The sequence below is a fragment of the Pseudomonas sp. GYB4201 genome (assembly GCF_056312595.1).
Genome location: NZ_JBWGIG010000004.1, coordinates 177,523 through 191,717 on the forward strand (window position 1 = coordinate 177,523; position 14,195 = coordinate 191,717).

At 66.4% G+C, this 14,195-nt stretch carries 15 protein-coding genes; 9 read left to right on the forward strand and 6 right to left on the reverse strand.

From position 1 onward, the window contains the following. Positions 1-269: 269 nt before the first annotated feature. The gene (locus AC0Z2B_RS05580; RefSeq protein ID WP_476295567.1) at positions 270-1,337 is read left to right on the forward strand and encodes an NAD(P)H-dependent flavin oxidoreductase; all 1,068 of its coding nucleotides are present in this window, start codon (positions 270-272) and stop codon (positions 1,335-1,337) included. Between the two features lie 27 nt (positions 1,338-1,364). Continuing rightward, entirely contained in the window at positions 1,365-2,552 is a 1,188-nt protein-coding gene (locus tag AC0Z2B_RS05585; protein WP_476295513.1) for a trans-sulfuration enzyme family protein, read from the forward strand. A 67-nt stretch (positions 2,553-2,619) separates the two neighbouring features. On the opposite strand, the gene AC0Z2B_RS05590 is transcribed toward AC0Z2B_RS05585, so the two are convergent. The 3 genes from AC0Z2B_RS05590 to AC0Z2B_RS05600 form a co-directional block, all read right to left on the reverse strand. Beyond that, positions 2,620-3,246: a DUF998 domain-containing protein gene (locus tag AC0Z2B_RS05590; protein WP_476295515.1), complete on the reverse strand. Its 627-nt coding sequence runs from the start codon at positions 3,244-3,246 to the stop codon at positions 2,620-2,622. A 106-nt stretch (positions 3,247-3,352) separates the two neighbouring features. Then, on the reverse strand, positions 3,353-3,607 hold the full coding sequence (locus tag AC0Z2B_RS05595) for a DUF2790 domain-containing protein (protein ID WP_476295517.1): 255 nt from the start codon (positions 3,605-3,607) through the stop codon (positions 3,353-3,355). Positions 3,608-3,820: 213 nt separating this feature from the next. After that, positions 3,821-4,576, reverse strand: a complete 756-nt coding sequence (locus AC0Z2B_RS05600; RefSeq protein WP_476295519.1) for an IclR family transcriptional regulator — start codon at positions 4,574-4,576, stop codon at positions 3,821-3,823. A gap of 80 nt (positions 4,577-4,656) precedes the next feature. On the opposite strand from AC0Z2B_RS05600, the gene AC0Z2B_RS05605 reads away from it, so the two are divergent. The 5 genes from AC0Z2B_RS05605 to AC0Z2B_RS05625 are packed head-to-tail and all read left to right on the forward strand — an operon-like array spanning position 4,657 to position 9,895. Continuing rightward, positions 4,657-6,177, forward strand: coding sequence for an MFS transporter (locus AC0Z2B_RS05605; RefSeq protein ID WP_416426481.1), 1,521 nt, complete (start codon positions 4,657-4,659; stop codon positions 6,175-6,177). Continuing rightward, positions 6,168-7,205: an HlyD family secretion protein gene (locus AC0Z2B_RS05610; protein WP_476295568.1), complete on the forward strand. Its 1,038-nt coding sequence runs from the start codon at positions 6,168-6,170 to the stop codon at positions 7,203-7,205. Before AC0Z2B_RS05605 ends, AC0Z2B_RS05610 begins: the two co-directional genes overlap by 10 nt. 1 nt (position 7,206) lies before the next feature. Next, on the forward strand, positions 7,207-8,604 hold the full coding sequence (locus AC0Z2B_RS05615) for an efflux transporter outer membrane subunit (protein WP_476295521.1): 1,398 nt from the start codon (positions 7,207-7,209) through the stop codon (positions 8,602-8,604). After that, positions 8,601-9,011, forward strand: a complete 411-nt coding sequence (locus tag AC0Z2B_RS05620) for a GNAT family N-acetyltransferase (RefSeq protein WP_476295523.1) — start codon at positions 8,601-8,603, stop codon at positions 9,009-9,011. Before AC0Z2B_RS05615 ends, AC0Z2B_RS05620 begins: the two co-directional genes overlap by 4 nt. A gap of 59 nt (positions 9,012-9,070) precedes the next feature. Next, positions 9,071-9,895, forward strand: a complete 825-nt coding sequence (locus AC0Z2B_RS05625) for a class I SAM-dependent methyltransferase (protein ID WP_476295525.1) — start codon at positions 9,071-9,073, stop codon at positions 9,893-9,895. A 111-nt stretch (positions 9,896-10,006) separates the two neighbouring features. Here the strand turns inward: AC0Z2B_RS05625 and def are convergent, their stop codons facing one another. The 3 genes from def to AC0Z2B_RS05640 all read right to left on the reverse strand — a co-directional run bounded on the left by def (position 10,007) and on the right by AC0Z2B_RS05640 (position 11,890). Further along, a complete protein-coding gene (gene def, locus AC0Z2B_RS05630) occupies positions 10,007-10,546 on the reverse strand; it encodes a peptide deformylase (protein WP_476295526.1) in 540 nt (179 codons plus the stop codon). A 19-nt stretch (positions 10,547-10,565) separates the two neighbouring features. Continuing rightward, positions 10,566-11,519: a YihY/virulence factor BrkB family protein gene (locus tag AC0Z2B_RS05635; RefSeq protein ID WP_416426489.1), complete on the reverse strand. Its 954-nt coding sequence runs from the start codon at positions 11,517-11,519 to the stop codon at positions 10,566-10,568. A gap of 191 nt (positions 11,520-11,710) precedes the next feature. Further along, the gene (locus tag AC0Z2B_RS05640) at positions 11,711-11,890 is read right to left on the reverse strand and encodes a CsbD family protein (RefSeq protein WP_416426490.1); all 180 of its coding nucleotides are present in this window, start codon (positions 11,888-11,890) and stop codon (positions 11,711-11,713) included. Between the two features lie 248 nt (positions 11,891-12,138). Here AC0Z2B_RS05640 and AC0Z2B_RS05645 point away from each other — a divergent pair, with 248 nt between their 5' ends. Continuing rightward, complete coding sequence (locus AC0Z2B_RS05645) at positions 12,139-13,620, forward strand: right-handed parallel beta-helix repeat-containing protein (protein WP_476295527.1); 1,482 nt, start codon at positions 12,139-12,141, stop codon at positions 13,618-13,620. A 128-nt stretch (positions 13,621-13,748) separates the two neighbouring features. Continuing rightward, positions 13,749-14,129, forward strand: a complete 381-nt coding sequence (locus AC0Z2B_RS05650) for a hypothetical protein (RefSeq protein WP_416426493.1) — start codon at positions 13,749-13,751, stop codon at positions 14,127-14,129. Positions 14,130-14,195: the final 66 nt, after the last annotated feature.

A 14,195-nucleotide genomic window follows, 5' to 3' on the forward strand; every position in this document is an offset into this window, starting at 1 on the left:
CGCAAGGCAGGTGAAAGAAGCCGCCATTGAGCCAGAAGCCTGCGCCTTCGTATTGGACGAAATTGCCCCCGTAGCAGCGGCCACCAGGCCGCGTCCCAGGCACCGCGCAGTTGCGGCACACCGGGGGCGCTCCAGGACGCAGCCTTCGGCAGCTGCTACGGGGGGCTGATATTTTCAGGGTTCATGTCAGTTAGTGGCGCGAGCGGGTTTATTAATAACGGCGCGGCTTCTAGGATGCTGGCATGCACACACCACTGGAGGGCCGCATCATGACGGACGCACGCACGCTGTTGGGTATCCGCACCCCCATCATCCAGGCACCCATGGCCGGCACGGCCACGCCGCAGCTGGCGGCGCAGGTCAGCAATGCTGGGGGGCTGGGGTCCATTTCCATTGCCGCGGTGGATGCCGAGGCGGGGCGCACGATGATTCGCCAACTGCGCGCACTGACCGACCAGCCCTTCAACATCAACGTGTTCTGCAACCGGCCGTCGACGCCCGACAGCACGGTGGAAGGCGCCTGGCTCGCGCACTTGCAGCCCTTCTTCGCCGAATTCGGCGCCCAGGCGCCTGCCGCGCTGCATGACATCTACAGCAGCCTGTACGACGACGAAGCGCAATTGCAGGTGCTGCTGGACGAGCGCCCGCCCATCGTCAGCCTGCATCTGGGCCTGCCACCGCAGGCGCGCATCGACGCGTTGAAGCAGGCCGGCATCGTGCTGCTGGCCAGCGCCACGTCACTGGAAGAAGCGTTGCGGGTGCAAGCCGCCGGTATCGACGCGGTGGTGGCCCAGGGCGCCGAGGCCGGCGGCCATCGCGGCATCTTCGACGAGCATGGCGCAGACGAGGAACTGGGCACCCGTGACCTGGTGCGCCTGTTCCGCGAGCACCTGCACATCCCGATCATCGCCGCCGGCGGCCTGATGGACGGCGCCGACATCGCCGAGGTGCTGGCCCTGGGCGCGGTAGCCGCGCAACTGGGCACCGCGTTCGTGCTGTGCCCCGAATCCGCCGCCAACCCGGCCTACCGGCAGATGCTCGGCAGCACCCGGGCCGGGCGCACGGCGTTCACCCGGGTGATTTCCGGGCGGCCGGCACGGGGCATCGTCAACCGCTTCATGCTCGAGGTGGGCGCGCCGGGCCATCCGCCCGTGCCCGGCTTCGGCATTGCCTACAACGCGGGCAAGAAGCTGATCGAAGCCGCCGCCAAGGCAGGCTCGCCGGAGTTCGCCGCGCACTGGGCCGGCACCGGTGCCGCCAAGGCGCGCAGCCTGCCCGCCGCCGAACTGCTGGCAGCGCTGACGGACGAATACCACGCCGCACGGTCTACTCTCTGACAGGACAACGTCTTGAAGGAGCCAGACATGGCCAAGGACACCGCGCGCACCTTGGGGATCCGCACCCTCGCCGTCCACGCCGGGCAAACGCCCGACCCGAGCACCGGCGCCGTCGCCACGCCGATCAGCACCGCCTCGGCCTATTCCTATGGCGACTTCGACACCGGCGAGCAACGCTTCAGCGGCGAGAGCCCGGGGTTCATCTACAGCCGCTTCGCCAACCCGACGGTGGCCGCGCTGGAGGGCAAGATGGCCGCACTGGAGGGTGGCGAAAGCGCCGTGGCCTTCGCCAGCGGCATGGCGGCCATCTGCGCCAGCGTGCTGGCGCTGGTGTCCAGCGGCGACGAGCTGATCCACGTCGGCACCCTGTACGGCGGCACCGAAGGGGTGATGCGCAACCTGCTGCCGCGCTTTGGCGTGCGTTCCCTGCACGTGGCCACGGTGGACCAGCTGGAAGCGGCGATCACACCCAAGACCCGGTTGATCTTCGCCGAAACCCCGGACAACCCCATGCTCGGCATCGTTGACCTGGCGCAGGCCGCACGCATCGCCCGCGCCCACGGCATCGTCACGGTGGCCGACAACACCTTCGCCACCCCCTGCCTGACCCAGCCGTTGAGCCTGGGCATCGACGTGGTAGTGCATTCGGCGACCAAGTTTATCGGCGGCCATGGCGATGCCACCGGCGGCGTGGTGGTGGCTAGCCGGGCGCTGGTGGACAAGATCCGCGGCGTGGGCCTGAAGCAGTTCGGCGGTTGCCTGAGCCCCTTCGAGGCGTCATTGCTGATCCGCGGCCTGAAGACCTTGCCGCTGCGGGTGGAAGCCGCGTCGCTGAGCGCCGAGCGCATCGCCCGGCTGCTGGACGCCCACCCCGCCGTGACCACGGTGTTCTACCCCGGCCTGGAAAGCCACCCTGGCCACGCCGTGGCGCGGCGGCAGATGAGCCGCTTTGGCGCGCTGATGGCCTTCGAGCTGAAGGGCGGCAAGGCTGCCGCGCGCACCTTCCTCGACAGCCTGACCCTGGTAACCCAGGCAGTGTCGCTGGGCGACACGGACTCGCTGGCCTGCCACCCCGCCTCCACCACCCACAGCGCGGTGGCCGAGGACATTCGGCGGCAATATGGGGTAACGGAAGGATTGGTGCGCTTGAGCGTGGGAATCGAAGACGTCGAGGACTTGGAACACGACATCACCCAAGCCCTGAACACCCTGTAGCAGCGGCCGCAGGCCGCGTCCCACACCACCGCGGCGCCATGGACGCGGCCTGCGGCCGCTGCTACGACTACGCTTTGCGGCGCAGCAGGACGACCGCGAAGATGGCGGTCCAGATGGCTGAGGCGAAGGTGTTCACCCGCTCGTACAGGCCGTGCCCCACGAGGTTCTTCGCCGAAATGGCAACCATCGGCAGGGTCACCAGCGCCACCAGGGTAAACGCCATGGAGAGGAACGCCAGGCCACGGAAGCCGTCCAGGCGCAGGCCCACGCGCACCCAGATGGCGCCGGCAGCGATCAGGCTCCAGGCCATGACCAGGCCGGCAATATGGTGAACCTGCTGGGCGGCCGACGGATCGTCAAGGCTGCACCCGGCATCACAGGCAAAGTCGCCGGTGACAAAACTGGCCAGGCCATGCAGCACAATCAGCAGGCCGCTGACACGGCCCCACGCCGATTGTGGAAATGTCTTGTAAACACCAACCCCAAATAAAATGAATAACAAACCAAGCGGAAAGTTATTAATGATCGGTGCAATAAAGTGTGTCGGCGCATCCACCGCACCCAATACACTCATGGACTGTTCAAACTGGCTGTAGTCCGGGTACAGGCTGCCCAGGATCAGCAAGGCAACTGCCAGCCAGAAAGGCGTCAGCAGGCCAGCCACATACAGCGGTTTCAAGGGAAGGGATTTCAAGCGAACACTCCGCGGGCAATAATTGGCGTGGACCTTACTACACTGGGCACCGCCACGTCACGGCCCGCTGCCCCCGCTCACTGCGCGAGGGCCTGGCCGCCAGGCTTCAGTTGTCCTGGCAACCGTTGCCCATCACCCGGTATTCGATGGTGTGGCGTTCGCCCTGGTGGTCCAGGTAAGTCATCTTCGCCGGTACCACTTCGCACACGTCGGGAATCGAAGTCATGCTCACCACCTTGGCGATATCCAGGTGGGTACCGTAGGTATATTCCTGCACACTGTTATTGCTGGCAGCAGGCAAAGTGGCAGCGCCGGCAACAGTCGAGAACGCGACCAGTGCGGCAATCACAAGAGTTTTCATGGTAAAGGGCCTTTAAAGCAATCACGCTGATTGACTTCATTTGCCGGATTGGGGCTGGAAGAAGTTGTTACACAATATTTTGAACTCATTGCGTAACACGAAGTACCTGTCACCGCTGTTTCATGTTTCAGCGGGGACATATATAGAATACAACTTCCCCAGCCGGAATAAACCTCAAGGGCTGACAAGCACTGTTGCCGAAGTTGCAATAATTCAGCCCTTGCTGTGCAGCGCGTTGCTCAGTTCGTCACGGACGTGCCCCAGCGCTTCGCGAATACGCGCCTGGTGCTGCTCGATGCGCCAGGCCGGGCCCACCACGGTCATGGCGTAGTTGCCCTGGGGCGTGTCCAGCAAGGTGGCGATGCCGCCCACGCCCTGCACGTGCTCCTGGCGGTCGTAGGCGAAGCCTTCGGCGCGAATCTGCGGCAGTTGCGCCAGCAGTTGCTCAAGGTCGAGGGTGGCCGGGGTTAACTGCTCCATCTGCCCTTGCAGCAGCTCGCGCACCGCCTCATCAGTTTTACGCGCCAACAGCACCTTGCCGCCGGACGACGCGTGCATGCGCAAGAAGTTGCCGGTGCCCGGCGACACCCGCAGCTCGCTGGCCGAGACCACCGAATGCAGCAACAGCAGGTCGGCGCCACTGGCGTGCAGTAGCACCGCGGTCTCGCCGGTCAGCCGCGACAAGTCTTCCATGAACGGCCGCGCCAGCTGCGAGATGTCCACGTGGCTGTGAGTGGCCAGGCGCATCAGCGCCGGCCCCAGGCACACGCCGCCAGCGCCGCGCACTTCCAGCAGCTGCTCCAGCGCCAGGGCGTCCACCAGGCGCTGCACGGTGGAGCGCGGCAGCTCGATGCGCTTGGCGATGGCGCCCAGGCTCAGGCCCGCCGGTTCGTTTTCCAGGCAGCGCAGAATAGCCGCCGCGCGGGAGATCACCTGAATGCCGGTGCGGTCGTTGTCGGTCGTGGTCACTGGATTGCCTCTTGTATCGCTGATCAGTACACTGTACCAATTATCGCACTCTTACTCGCTCGCGTCTCGGGAAATCTTTCGTGTCCGCACCTGCACCTCCACCCGCACCCACGCCGTTCGGCTGGCGCCTGGCCATCGGCCTGGTCGGCGTGCTGATCGCCGCCCTGACCTCGGGCATCAACGACCGCGCCACCGACATTGCCCTGGCCGACGTGCTGGGCGTGTTCGGCCTGGGCCACGACGAAGGCACCTGGATCAGCTCGGCCTACAGCGCCGCCGAAGTCTCGGCGATGCTGATTGCGCCGTGGCTGGCGGTGACCTTCTCTCTGCGCCGCTTCGCCATCGTCGTCACCTTGCTGTTCAGCCTGTGTGGCGCCCTGTGCCCGCTGGCGCCGAACCTCGAAAGCCTGCTCACCCTGCGGGTGCTGCAAGGGCTGGCCGGCGGCTGCCTGCCGCCGCTGCTGATGACCGTGGCGCTACGCTTCCTGCCGTGGCACATCAAGCTGTACGGGTTGTCGGCCTACGCCCTGACCGCCACCTTCGGCCCCAACGTGGCCATGCCCCTGGCCTCGCTCTGGACCGAGAACGCCGACTGGCGCCTGCTGTTCTGGCAGATCATCCCCGCGGGCCTGGTCGGCTCGGCCTGCATTGCCTTCGGCCTGCCGCAGGACCCGCTGCGCCTGGAGCGCTTCAAGCAGCTCGACTGGCGCGGCGCCCTGCTGGGCTGCGGCGGCATCAGCATGCTGGTGGTAGCGCTGACCCAGGGTGAACGCCTGGACTGGCTGGACTCCAGCCTGATCTGCTGGCTGCTGCTGGGCGCCGCGGTGTGCTTGCCGCTGTTCCTGCTCAACGAATGGTTCCACCCGCTGCCGCTGTTCAAGCTGCAGTTGCTGGAACGGCGCAACTTCGCCTTCGGCATCACCACCCTCACCCTGTTCATGTTCGTCAGCCTGGCCGGCAGCGCCATTCCCGCCGCCTACCTGGCCGGCGTGCACGGCTACCGGCCGCTGCAGACCATGCCCCTGGCCCTGAGCATCGCCCTGCCGCAACTGCTGCTGGCGCCGCTGGTGGCCACGGTGATCAACCGCAACTGGGTGGACGCCCGCTACGTGATCGCCGCCGGCCTGGCCATCCTGACCGTGGCCTGCCTGGGCGGCGCGCTGCTGACGGGCGCCTGGATTCGCGACGACTTCTACTGGCTGCAAGCGCTGCACGCGGTTGGCCAGCCGATGATCGTGGTGCCGCTGCTGATGCTCGCCACCGGCGTTATCCACCCCATGGAAGGGCCGTTCGCCTCGGCCATGGTCAACACCCTGCGCGCGCTGTTCTCGGTGCTGGCGGCGGTGGCCCTGGAAAACTTCGTCACCGCCCGCGAGCACCTGCACTCCAACGTGCTGCTCGACCGCCTGGGCAGCGTCCGCCAGGGCCTCGAGCCGCTGCTGGACGCCACCGGCCTGGCCCACCGCGTGCACGCCCAGGCCCTGGTGCTCACCGCCAGCGACGCGTTCCTGGCGCTGATCGCAGTGATCGCCGTGCTGCTGCTTGTCTTGCTGACCCTGCCCAAACGCGCCTATCCACCGCAACCTCCGGTATCCCCATGAAGCATAGAACCGCCATTTCGCTGATCACCGTCGCCATCTTGCTGTGCGGCACTTACGGGGCCTACCGGTTGCTGAGCCACGGCTCGCTGGAAAGCACCGACGACGCCTACATCAACGCCGACTCGGTGCTGGTGGCGCCGCGCGTGGCCGGCCAGGTCACCCAGGTGGCCGTGGCCGACAACCAGGCGGTGCGCACCGGGCAGCTGCTGGCGCAGATCGACGACCGCGACTACCTGGCCGCCCAGGCTGCGGCCACGGCCAACGTCAACGCCGCCCAGGCGCAGCTGAAGAACCTGGCCGCCGGCATCGAGCGCCAGGGCGCCGAGATCGACCAGGCCACGGCGAAAATCCGCGCCACCGCCGCTTCGCTGGCCTTCGCCCAGGCCAACGCCCAGCGCTACCGCAACCTGTCCAACGCCGGCGCCGGCACCCAGGAAGAGCGGCAGAAGGCCGAGTCCGACCTGCAGGGCTGGCAGGCCGCCCGCGACCGCGACGACGCCGCCAAGGTGGCCGCGCAGAAGACCCTCGAAGTGCTCAAGGCCCAGCGCGAAGTGGCCGAGGCACAGCTGGCCAAGGACCAGGCGGCGCTGCAACAGGCCAACCTCAACCTGTCGTACACGCGCATCACCGCGCCCCAGGACGGCATGGTCGGCCAGCGCTCGGTGCGCGTGGGCGCCTACGTGGCGCCCGGCAAGCCGCTGCTGGCGGTGGTGCCGTTGAAGGACGCCTACGTGGTGGCCAACTTCCGCGAGACCCAGCTGGCGCACATGCACCTGAACCAGACCGTGCGCGTGCACGTCGACAGCTTCCCCGACCGCACCTTCACCGGCCACGTCGACAGCGTGGCACCGGCCACCGGCCTGTCGTTCTCGGTCATCGCCCCGGACAACGCCACCGGCAACTTCACCAAGGTGGTGCAGCGCATTCCGGTGAAAATCGTCTTCGACGCCGGCCAGCCCGAGCTGGAAAAGCTGCGCGTCGGCATGTCGGTGGTCGCCAGCATCGACACCGCCCAGGAGCAGCATTGAGATGAAACGCCCCTTGCTTGCGCTGGCCATGGCCAGCCTCGGTGCCTGCAGCGTCGGCCCCGATTTCCACACGCCGCAACCACAACTGCCCGCGCAGTGGCAGCAACAGGCCCAGGCCGCCGCCGCAGTCGACAGCCAGTGGTGGCAGACCCTGGGTGACCCGCAGCTGAGTGCGCTGGTGCAGCGCGCCGCCAAGGCCAACTTCGACGTGCGCGTGGCCAGCAACCGCCTGGAGCAGAGCCGTGCCATGCGCCAGGTCAGCGGCGCCGCGCAACTGCCCGGCGTGGCCCTGGGCGCCAGCTACCAGCGCGAACGCAACAGCGCCGTCAGCCTGCTCGACCCGTCCAACCTGAGCGGCAAGGCGCCGTTCGAAATGTGGAACAGCGCCACCGACGCCAGCTGGGAGCTGGACCTGTGGGGCCATGTGCGCCGCGCCGTCGAGGCCGCCGACGCCGAGGTCGACCTCAGCCAGGCCCAGCGCAACGGCGTGCTGCTGAGCATCAGCGCCGAGACCGCCAGCGACTACCTCAAGCTGCGCGGCGTGCAGACGCAACTGCAGGTGGCCCGGCAGAACCTCGATATCGCCAAGCGCAGCCGCGACCTGACCCAGACGCGCCTGGAAAACGGCGTGACCACCCACCTGGACACCGCCAACTCGGCGGCCCAGGTGGCCAGCATCGAGGCGCTGTTGCCCATGCTGCAGGCCCAACAGGACCGCCTGATCAACGCCCTCAGCTACCTGCTGGGCGAGGCCCCGGGTGCCCTGGCAGGTGAACTGCAAGCGCCGAAACCGCTGCCCGCCAGCGCACCGGACGTGCCCCTGGGCCTGCCCTCGGAACTGGCCCAGCGGCGTCCCGACATCCAGGCCAGCGAAGCCGCGCTGCACCGCGCCACCGCCGCCATCGGCGTGGCCAAGGCCGACTTCTACCCGCGCATCAGCCTGGGCGCCAGCTTCGGCTTCCAGGCCCTGGACGGTTCCAACTTCGGCGCCTGGAACTCGCGCCAGTGGAGCTACGGCCCCAGCCTGTACCTGCCGATCTTCCAGGGCGGGCGCCTGACCGGCACCCTGCAACTGCGCGAGCACCAGCAGCAGGAAGCGGCGCTCAACTACCAGAAGACCGTGCTGGGCGCCTGGCATGAAGTGGACAACGCCCTCACCGACTACCGCGCCGAGCAACAGCACCACGCGGCCCTGGCCGAAGCCGTGCGCCAGAACGACATGGCCCTGAACGTGGCCCAGGAACGCTACCGCCAGGGTGCCATCGACTTCATCAACGTGCTCAACGTGCAGCGCATCCGCCTGCAGAACCAGAGCGAGCTGGTGAACAGCACCACCCAGGTGGCGCTGGACCGCGTGCAACTGTACCGCGCCCTGGGCGGTGGTTGGCCGGCCACATGAGTATCGACTATGCGCCACTGGCGCCGGCCCTGTGGCCGCTGCTGAACAAGTTCTACCGCGAGCAGCGCTCCCCCATGCGCGGCGACAAGGCGGCCCAGGCCTGGGTGGCGCGCGACGGTGAGATCATTGCCGCGCTGAACCTGACGCCGGTGGCCGACGGCCATTGGCTGACCGGTTTGCTGGTGGCCGACGCCTGCCGCGGCCAGGGCGTGGCGCGGCGGCTGGTGGCGCAGGCGGTGGCCAGCGTGGCCGGGCCGGTGTGGCTGTTCTGCGACCCGGGGCTGGCGGGGTTTTACCAGCGGCTGGGGTTTGCGCTGGCGAACGATCTGCCCCAGGTGCTGGCGGAACGCTTGGTGCGCTACCAGCGCAACAAGGCGCTGATCGCGATGACCACGCCGGCCCCGTGACGCGGCCTTACGGCCGCTGCTACGCTGTGGGGATCGTCTTTTCGCCTACAGGGATTGTCATGAAACGTTCGTTGCTCGCGGCTATTGCCCTGGCGTGTGCCGCCCCCGCCTTCGCCTTGACCCTGACCGCCGTGGCCCCGCCCTCCACGATCAGCGACAAGACCTTCGCCAGCGTGCTCAAGGGCAGCTGGCGCGACCCGGCCAACAGCGCCCGCGACCGCTACCGCCACCCGCGCCAGACCCTGCAGTTCTTCGGCCTGCGCCAGGACCAGACGGTGATCGAGATCACCCCCGGCACCGGTTGGTACAGCGAGGTGCTGGCACCGCTGCTCAAGGACCACGGCAGCTACATCGCCGCCGTGCAGTCGTCCGGCAGCTTCGACACCCTCAAGCGCAAGTTCGACGCCGACAGCGCCCACTACGGCAAGGCCAGGCTGGTGACCTTCGATCCCAAGGCGCCCACCTTCGGCCCGGACGCCTCGGCCGACGCCCTGCTGACCTTCCGCAACGTGCACAACTGGGTCATGGCCGACAACGCCAAGGCCATGTTCCAGGGCTTCTACCAGGTGCTCAAGCCGGGCGGCACCCTGGGCGTGGTGGACCATCGCGGCAAGCCGGGCGAGACCGTGGAGCAGATCAAGAGCAGCGGTTACCTGCCCACTGAGTACGTGATCAAGCTGGCCACCGACGCCGGCTTCACCCTGGTGGGCCAGAGCGAAATCAACGCCAACCACAGGGACACCAAGGACTACCCACAAGGCGTGTGGACCCTGCCGCCCACCTACAAGCTGGGTGACAAGGACAAGGCGAAATACCAGGCCATCGGCGAGTCGGACCGCATGACGTTGCGGTTCATCAAGCCGGTGGCGGTGGCCAAGGAATAACGCGATATCGCCAGCCCTGTAGCCGCTGCCGCCAGGCTGCGCTGGCCCTCATGTGCGCTGGAAACCTTCAGGGTTCATACCTGCCAGCGCAGCCTTCGGCAGCGGCTACGGTTATTCGTCGCTTGACGGATCCAGCCCCGGGAACAGCACCTCGGTAAAGCCGAAGCGGCTGAAGTCGGTGATGCGCGAGGGGTACAGCCGGCCGATCAGGTGATCGCACTCGTGTTGCACCACCCGCGCATGGAAGCCCTGGGCCACGCGCTGAATGGGCTGCCCCTGGGGGTCGAAGCCCTCGTAGCGGATGTGCGTGTAGCGGTCCACCACCCCACGCAAGCCCGGCACCGACAGGCAGCCCTCCCAGCCTTCTTCGGTGGCCGGGCTCAACGGCGTGATCAAGGGGTTGATGAGGATGGTCTGCGGCACCGCTTCGGCGTCCGGGTAGCGCTCGCTGCGCTCGAAGCCGAAGATCACCAACTGCAGGTCGACGCCGATCTGTGGCGCGGCCAGGCCCACGCCACCGACGTGTTCCATGGTCTGGAACATGTCGGCGATCAGCTGGGTCAGCTCGGCGCTGCCGAACATGTCGGCCGGCACTGGTTGGGCGACGCGCAGCAGGCGCTCGTCGCCCATCTTGAGGATGTCGTGAATCATGAGGCGGTCCTTCTCCCGGTCAGGCCTGCTCGGCGTCCGGTTTCAGCGAGTGATCGCGGCCCAGACCCGAAACATGCTTTTTATCATCTTGCGCCTCGTCTTCGGGAAATTCCTTGTGGCCCGGGTCCTTGCCTTCCTCGGACATGTGCTCGATCACCGCGTTCATCTCCGCGCCCAGCAACAGCACCGCCGAGGAGATGTAGAAATACAGCAGCAGCACGATGATCGCGCCGATGCTGCCGTACATGGCGTTGTAGTTGGCGAACGTCTTGACGTAGAAGGCAAAGCCCAGCGAGGCGATGATCCACACCACCACGGCCAGCACCGAGCCTGGGGTGATGAAGCGAAACTTCTGCCGCACGTCCGGCATCACGTAGTAGATCAGCGCCACGGCGATCATCATCAGGATCACGATCACCGGCCAGCGGGCGATGGTCCACAAGGTCACGATGAAATCTTCCAGGCCGATCTGCCCGGCCAGCCAGCCCATGACCTGCGGGCCCAGCACCATCAACGCGGCCGCCGCCAGCAGCATGCCGGCGATGCCCACGGTGTAGAAGATCGACAGCGGGATGCGTTTCCATACCGGGCGCTCCTCGACCACGTCGTAGGCAGCGTTCATGGCGCTCATCATCAGCCGCACGCCGGCCGAGGCAGTCCACAGGGCGATGACGATACCGAACGACAGCAACCCGCCCTTGGATTGCTGCAGTTGGTCGATCACCGGGTTCACCGAATCCAGGGCCTGGGGCGGTAACACCAGTTCGGCCTGCAGGCGCAGCCACGAGAAGAAGTCGGGCAGGTGCAGGAAGCCGATCAGGGCAATCAGGAACAGGATGAAGGGAAACAGCGAGAACAGCATCTGGTAGGCCAGCGCCGAGGCATAGGTGGACATCTCGTCATCGATGAACTCCTTCACCGTGCGCATCAGCACGGTCTGCAGGCTCAGTTCACGCAATTCCGGAAAAATCATTAGCGTCTCCTTTCGCCGCCATGGGGAGGGTTACAACGAGTGAAACGCCGGACCTGGCCACACTCGGGGGCACAGGTTTTACCTCAATGTAGCGTGAAACACGAACCTGGAACGGTTACCGGCAATGTCCAGACAGCACAGCGGCCATCCGAGGATGACCGCTGTATTGGCTCAGACCGCGCGAACACCGTTTAGTGCTTGCTCAGTTTGTCCTTGGCTTCGCCAATGGTTTGCTGGACTTTGCCCTTGGCCTTGTCCGCGGCGCCTTCGGCACGCAGCTTGTCGCTGCCCACCAGTTTGCCGGCGCCTTCCTTGACGTTGCCCTTCGCTTCGTTAGCCATTCCTTTCACTTTGTCTTTAGTGCCACTCATGGTATTTCTCCTTTCAGGAAAGTACAGGTGTCTAAAGTCGACATAAGGTTGACTGAACGCTTCGCCCCAGAGTTTCAAAAATTTCTCGGTAATTATCTTTACCCGATGAACTGCACTGGGCGAATATCGACCGCAACCACCCGCACCGCCCACACATCGCGTTCTGCATCTACTAGACTCATGCCGCGTTTTCGCCACCGAGCCGGCGAACGTGAAAAAACAACAGTGTTTTCCCGGAATCGATACTCATGCGTGTTTCCCCCGTACTGGCAGCCCTGCTGCTGGCCCTGCCCGTGGTGACAGCCCACGCGGACGAGCCGACCCCGACCACGGATGCGCCGCAGACCCTGGTGGTCAACAGCTACGCCGACGACGGCAAGGATGGCACCCTGCGCTGGGCCATCGAGCAGAACAACCAGAACCCCGGCCATTACCGCATCGAGATCCAGGCGGTGGGCAGCGCGCCCTTCGTGATCAAGCCGACCTCGGCCCTGCCTGACATCAAGGGCCCGGTGGTGATCGAAGGTTCGGCGTGGAAACACAGCGGTGATTTCATCGCCATCGACGGTTCGGCGTTCGTCCAGGGCGACACTGCCAAGGCCTGCCCGGGCGCGGTGGCCGGCCAGTCCGGCGCCAACGTGCGCACCCTGAGCAACCCCGGCCTGAGCGTGCGCGACACCCAGGGCGTGGACATCAGCGGCCTGGAAGTGCGCAACTTCTGCATCGGCATCCTGCTCAACCGCGCCGGCAACAGCAGCGTGCATGACAACCGTATCGTCGCCAACCGCGGCGGCGCCGGCATCATGCTGACCGGCGACGACGGCCAGGGCAACGCCACGGCCAACACCACGAACAACAACCGCATCATCCGCAACCAGCTGATCGACAACGGCGACGGCCTGGAACTGAGCCGCGGCGCGGCGTTCAACCTGCTGGCCGACAACCTGTTCCGCGCCAGCAAGCTGACCCCCGAGGCGTCCCAGGGCGTGGAAGTGTTCCAGGCCAGCGACAACACCCTGACCCACAACCGCTTCGAAGGCTACTCCGACGGCGTGCAGATCAACGCCGGCGACCGCAATTACCTGGGTGGCAACGTGCTCATCGGCAACTCCATCGGCATCAGCGTCACCGGCGCCGACAACCTGCTGGACCGCAACGTGATCCACGGCAACCGCATCGGCGTGGCCCTGCGCCCCGAAGCCGTGAGCCACAACACCCGCCTGACCGCCAACCGCATCTGGGACAACAGCCAGGACGTGAAGCGTTGCCAGAGCGGCGGCTCGTGCATCCCCACCCAGCGCACCGGTGCCATCGTCTTCGGCGTGCCGGGCCCGGACAACGCCAGCTTCGTGGGTAACCGCGGCGCCGGCGTGGAAGCCGGCAAGGCAGTGATCTGCGCGGCCAAGGGCGCACCGGTGGTGGACTGCCAGCAGTTGCCCAACCACAACCAGCCGGCGCCCAAGCTGCGCGCCATCGCCGCTGGCCGCCTGCACGGCGAAGTCACCGGCGAGCCCAACAGCCGCTACCGCGTGGAAGTGTTCGGCAACGCCAAGCCGACTGAAACCGAGGCTGCCAACTTCCTCGGCGAGGTGTATGTGTCCACCAACGGCCGCGGCGTGGCCAACTTCAGCTTCCCGCTGGACGTGAAGGAGCCCAACCGCTCGTTCACCGTCACCGCCACCAGCCCGGACGGCGCCACTTCCGAGCTGAGCAAGGCCCTGCCCCGCTGAGCCAATACCGCGCCCTGCCCTCTTTTGGCGGCAGGGCGTCAGGTTTGCCTTTATGTTTGCGCGTTTTACCCCGAGAATGCACCGCGTATTCAGCCACGGCGCTGACGCTTCATTTGCGTAGGACTTCTATGAAACTCGACAAACCCCTGGCCATCGCGCGCCGCAACAAAGAACTCGGCGGCGCGGTGCTTGGTGTCAACAACTGCCATTTCACCCTGCACGACGCCCGTCGCAACATCTTCTGGTTCGACATTCCGGTGGGGCGCCTGGCGGTTGGCCAATATGAGTGGATTCACATGCTCATGCACACCCCGGCCACCGACCAGCTGCTGCACCTGAAGGTGCCCACCGCGTTCTTCCGCGAGCGCATGGAAGGCCTGACCGTGCGTAACGCCGGCAAGCGCAAGTCGACGGTGAGCCTGGAGCTGAGCGCCGACAAGGATTCGTTCCTCAAAGACGTGCGCCCCACCGGCACCGGCGTGAGCTTCGCGCAGTTCCTGCAGGGCTGAAACCGCTGACGCGGGCGGGGGGCGCGCCGGGCGGGGCGGGGGTCCGGGGCCCCCCCCCCCCCGCCC

Coding starts and splice junctions, on each gene's coding strand:
- AC0Z2B_RS05625 (WP_476295525.1), top strand. CDS start 9,071: ATGAAACGTTCGTTGCTCGCGGCTATTGCCCTGGCGTGTGCCGCCCCC.
- AC0Z2B_RS05635 (WP_416426489.1), bottom strand. CDS start 11,519: ATGATTTTTCCGGAATTGCGTGAACTGAGCCTGCAGACCGTGCTGATG.
- AC0Z2B_RS05615 (WP_476295521.1), top strand. CDS start 7,207: ATGAAACGCCCCTTGCTTGCGCTGGCCATGGCCAGCCTCGGTGCCTGC.
- AC0Z2B_RS05650 (WP_416426493.1), top strand. CDS start 13,749: ATGAAACTCGACAAACCCCTGGCCATCGCGCGCCGCAACAAAGAACTC.
- def (WP_476295526.1), bottom strand. CDS start 10,546: ATGATTCACGACATCCTCAAGATGGGCGACGAGCGCCTGCTGCGCGTC.
- AC0Z2B_RS05640 (WP_416426490.1), bottom strand. CDS start 11,890: ATGAGTGGCACTAAAGACAAAGTGAAAGGAATGGCTAACGAAGCGAAG.
- AC0Z2B_RS05580 (WP_476295567.1), top strand. CDS start 270: ATGACGGACGCACGCACGCTGTTGGGTATCCGCACCCCCATCATCCAG.
- AC0Z2B_RS05595 (WP_476295517.1), bottom strand. CDS start 3,607: ATGAAAACTCTTGTGATTGCCGCACTGGTCGCGTTCTCGACTGTTGCC.
- AC0Z2B_RS05620 (WP_476295523.1), top strand. CDS start 8,601: ATGAGTATCGACTATGCGCCACTGGCGCCGGCCCTGTGGCCGCTGCTG.
- AC0Z2B_RS05645 (WP_476295527.1), top strand. CDS start 12,139: ATGCGTGTTTCCCCCGTACTGGCAGCCCTGCTGCTGGCCCTGCCCGTG.
- AC0Z2B_RS05585 (WP_476295513.1), top strand. CDS start 1,365: ATGGCCAAGGACACCGCGCGCACCTTGGGGATCCGCACCCTCGCCGTC.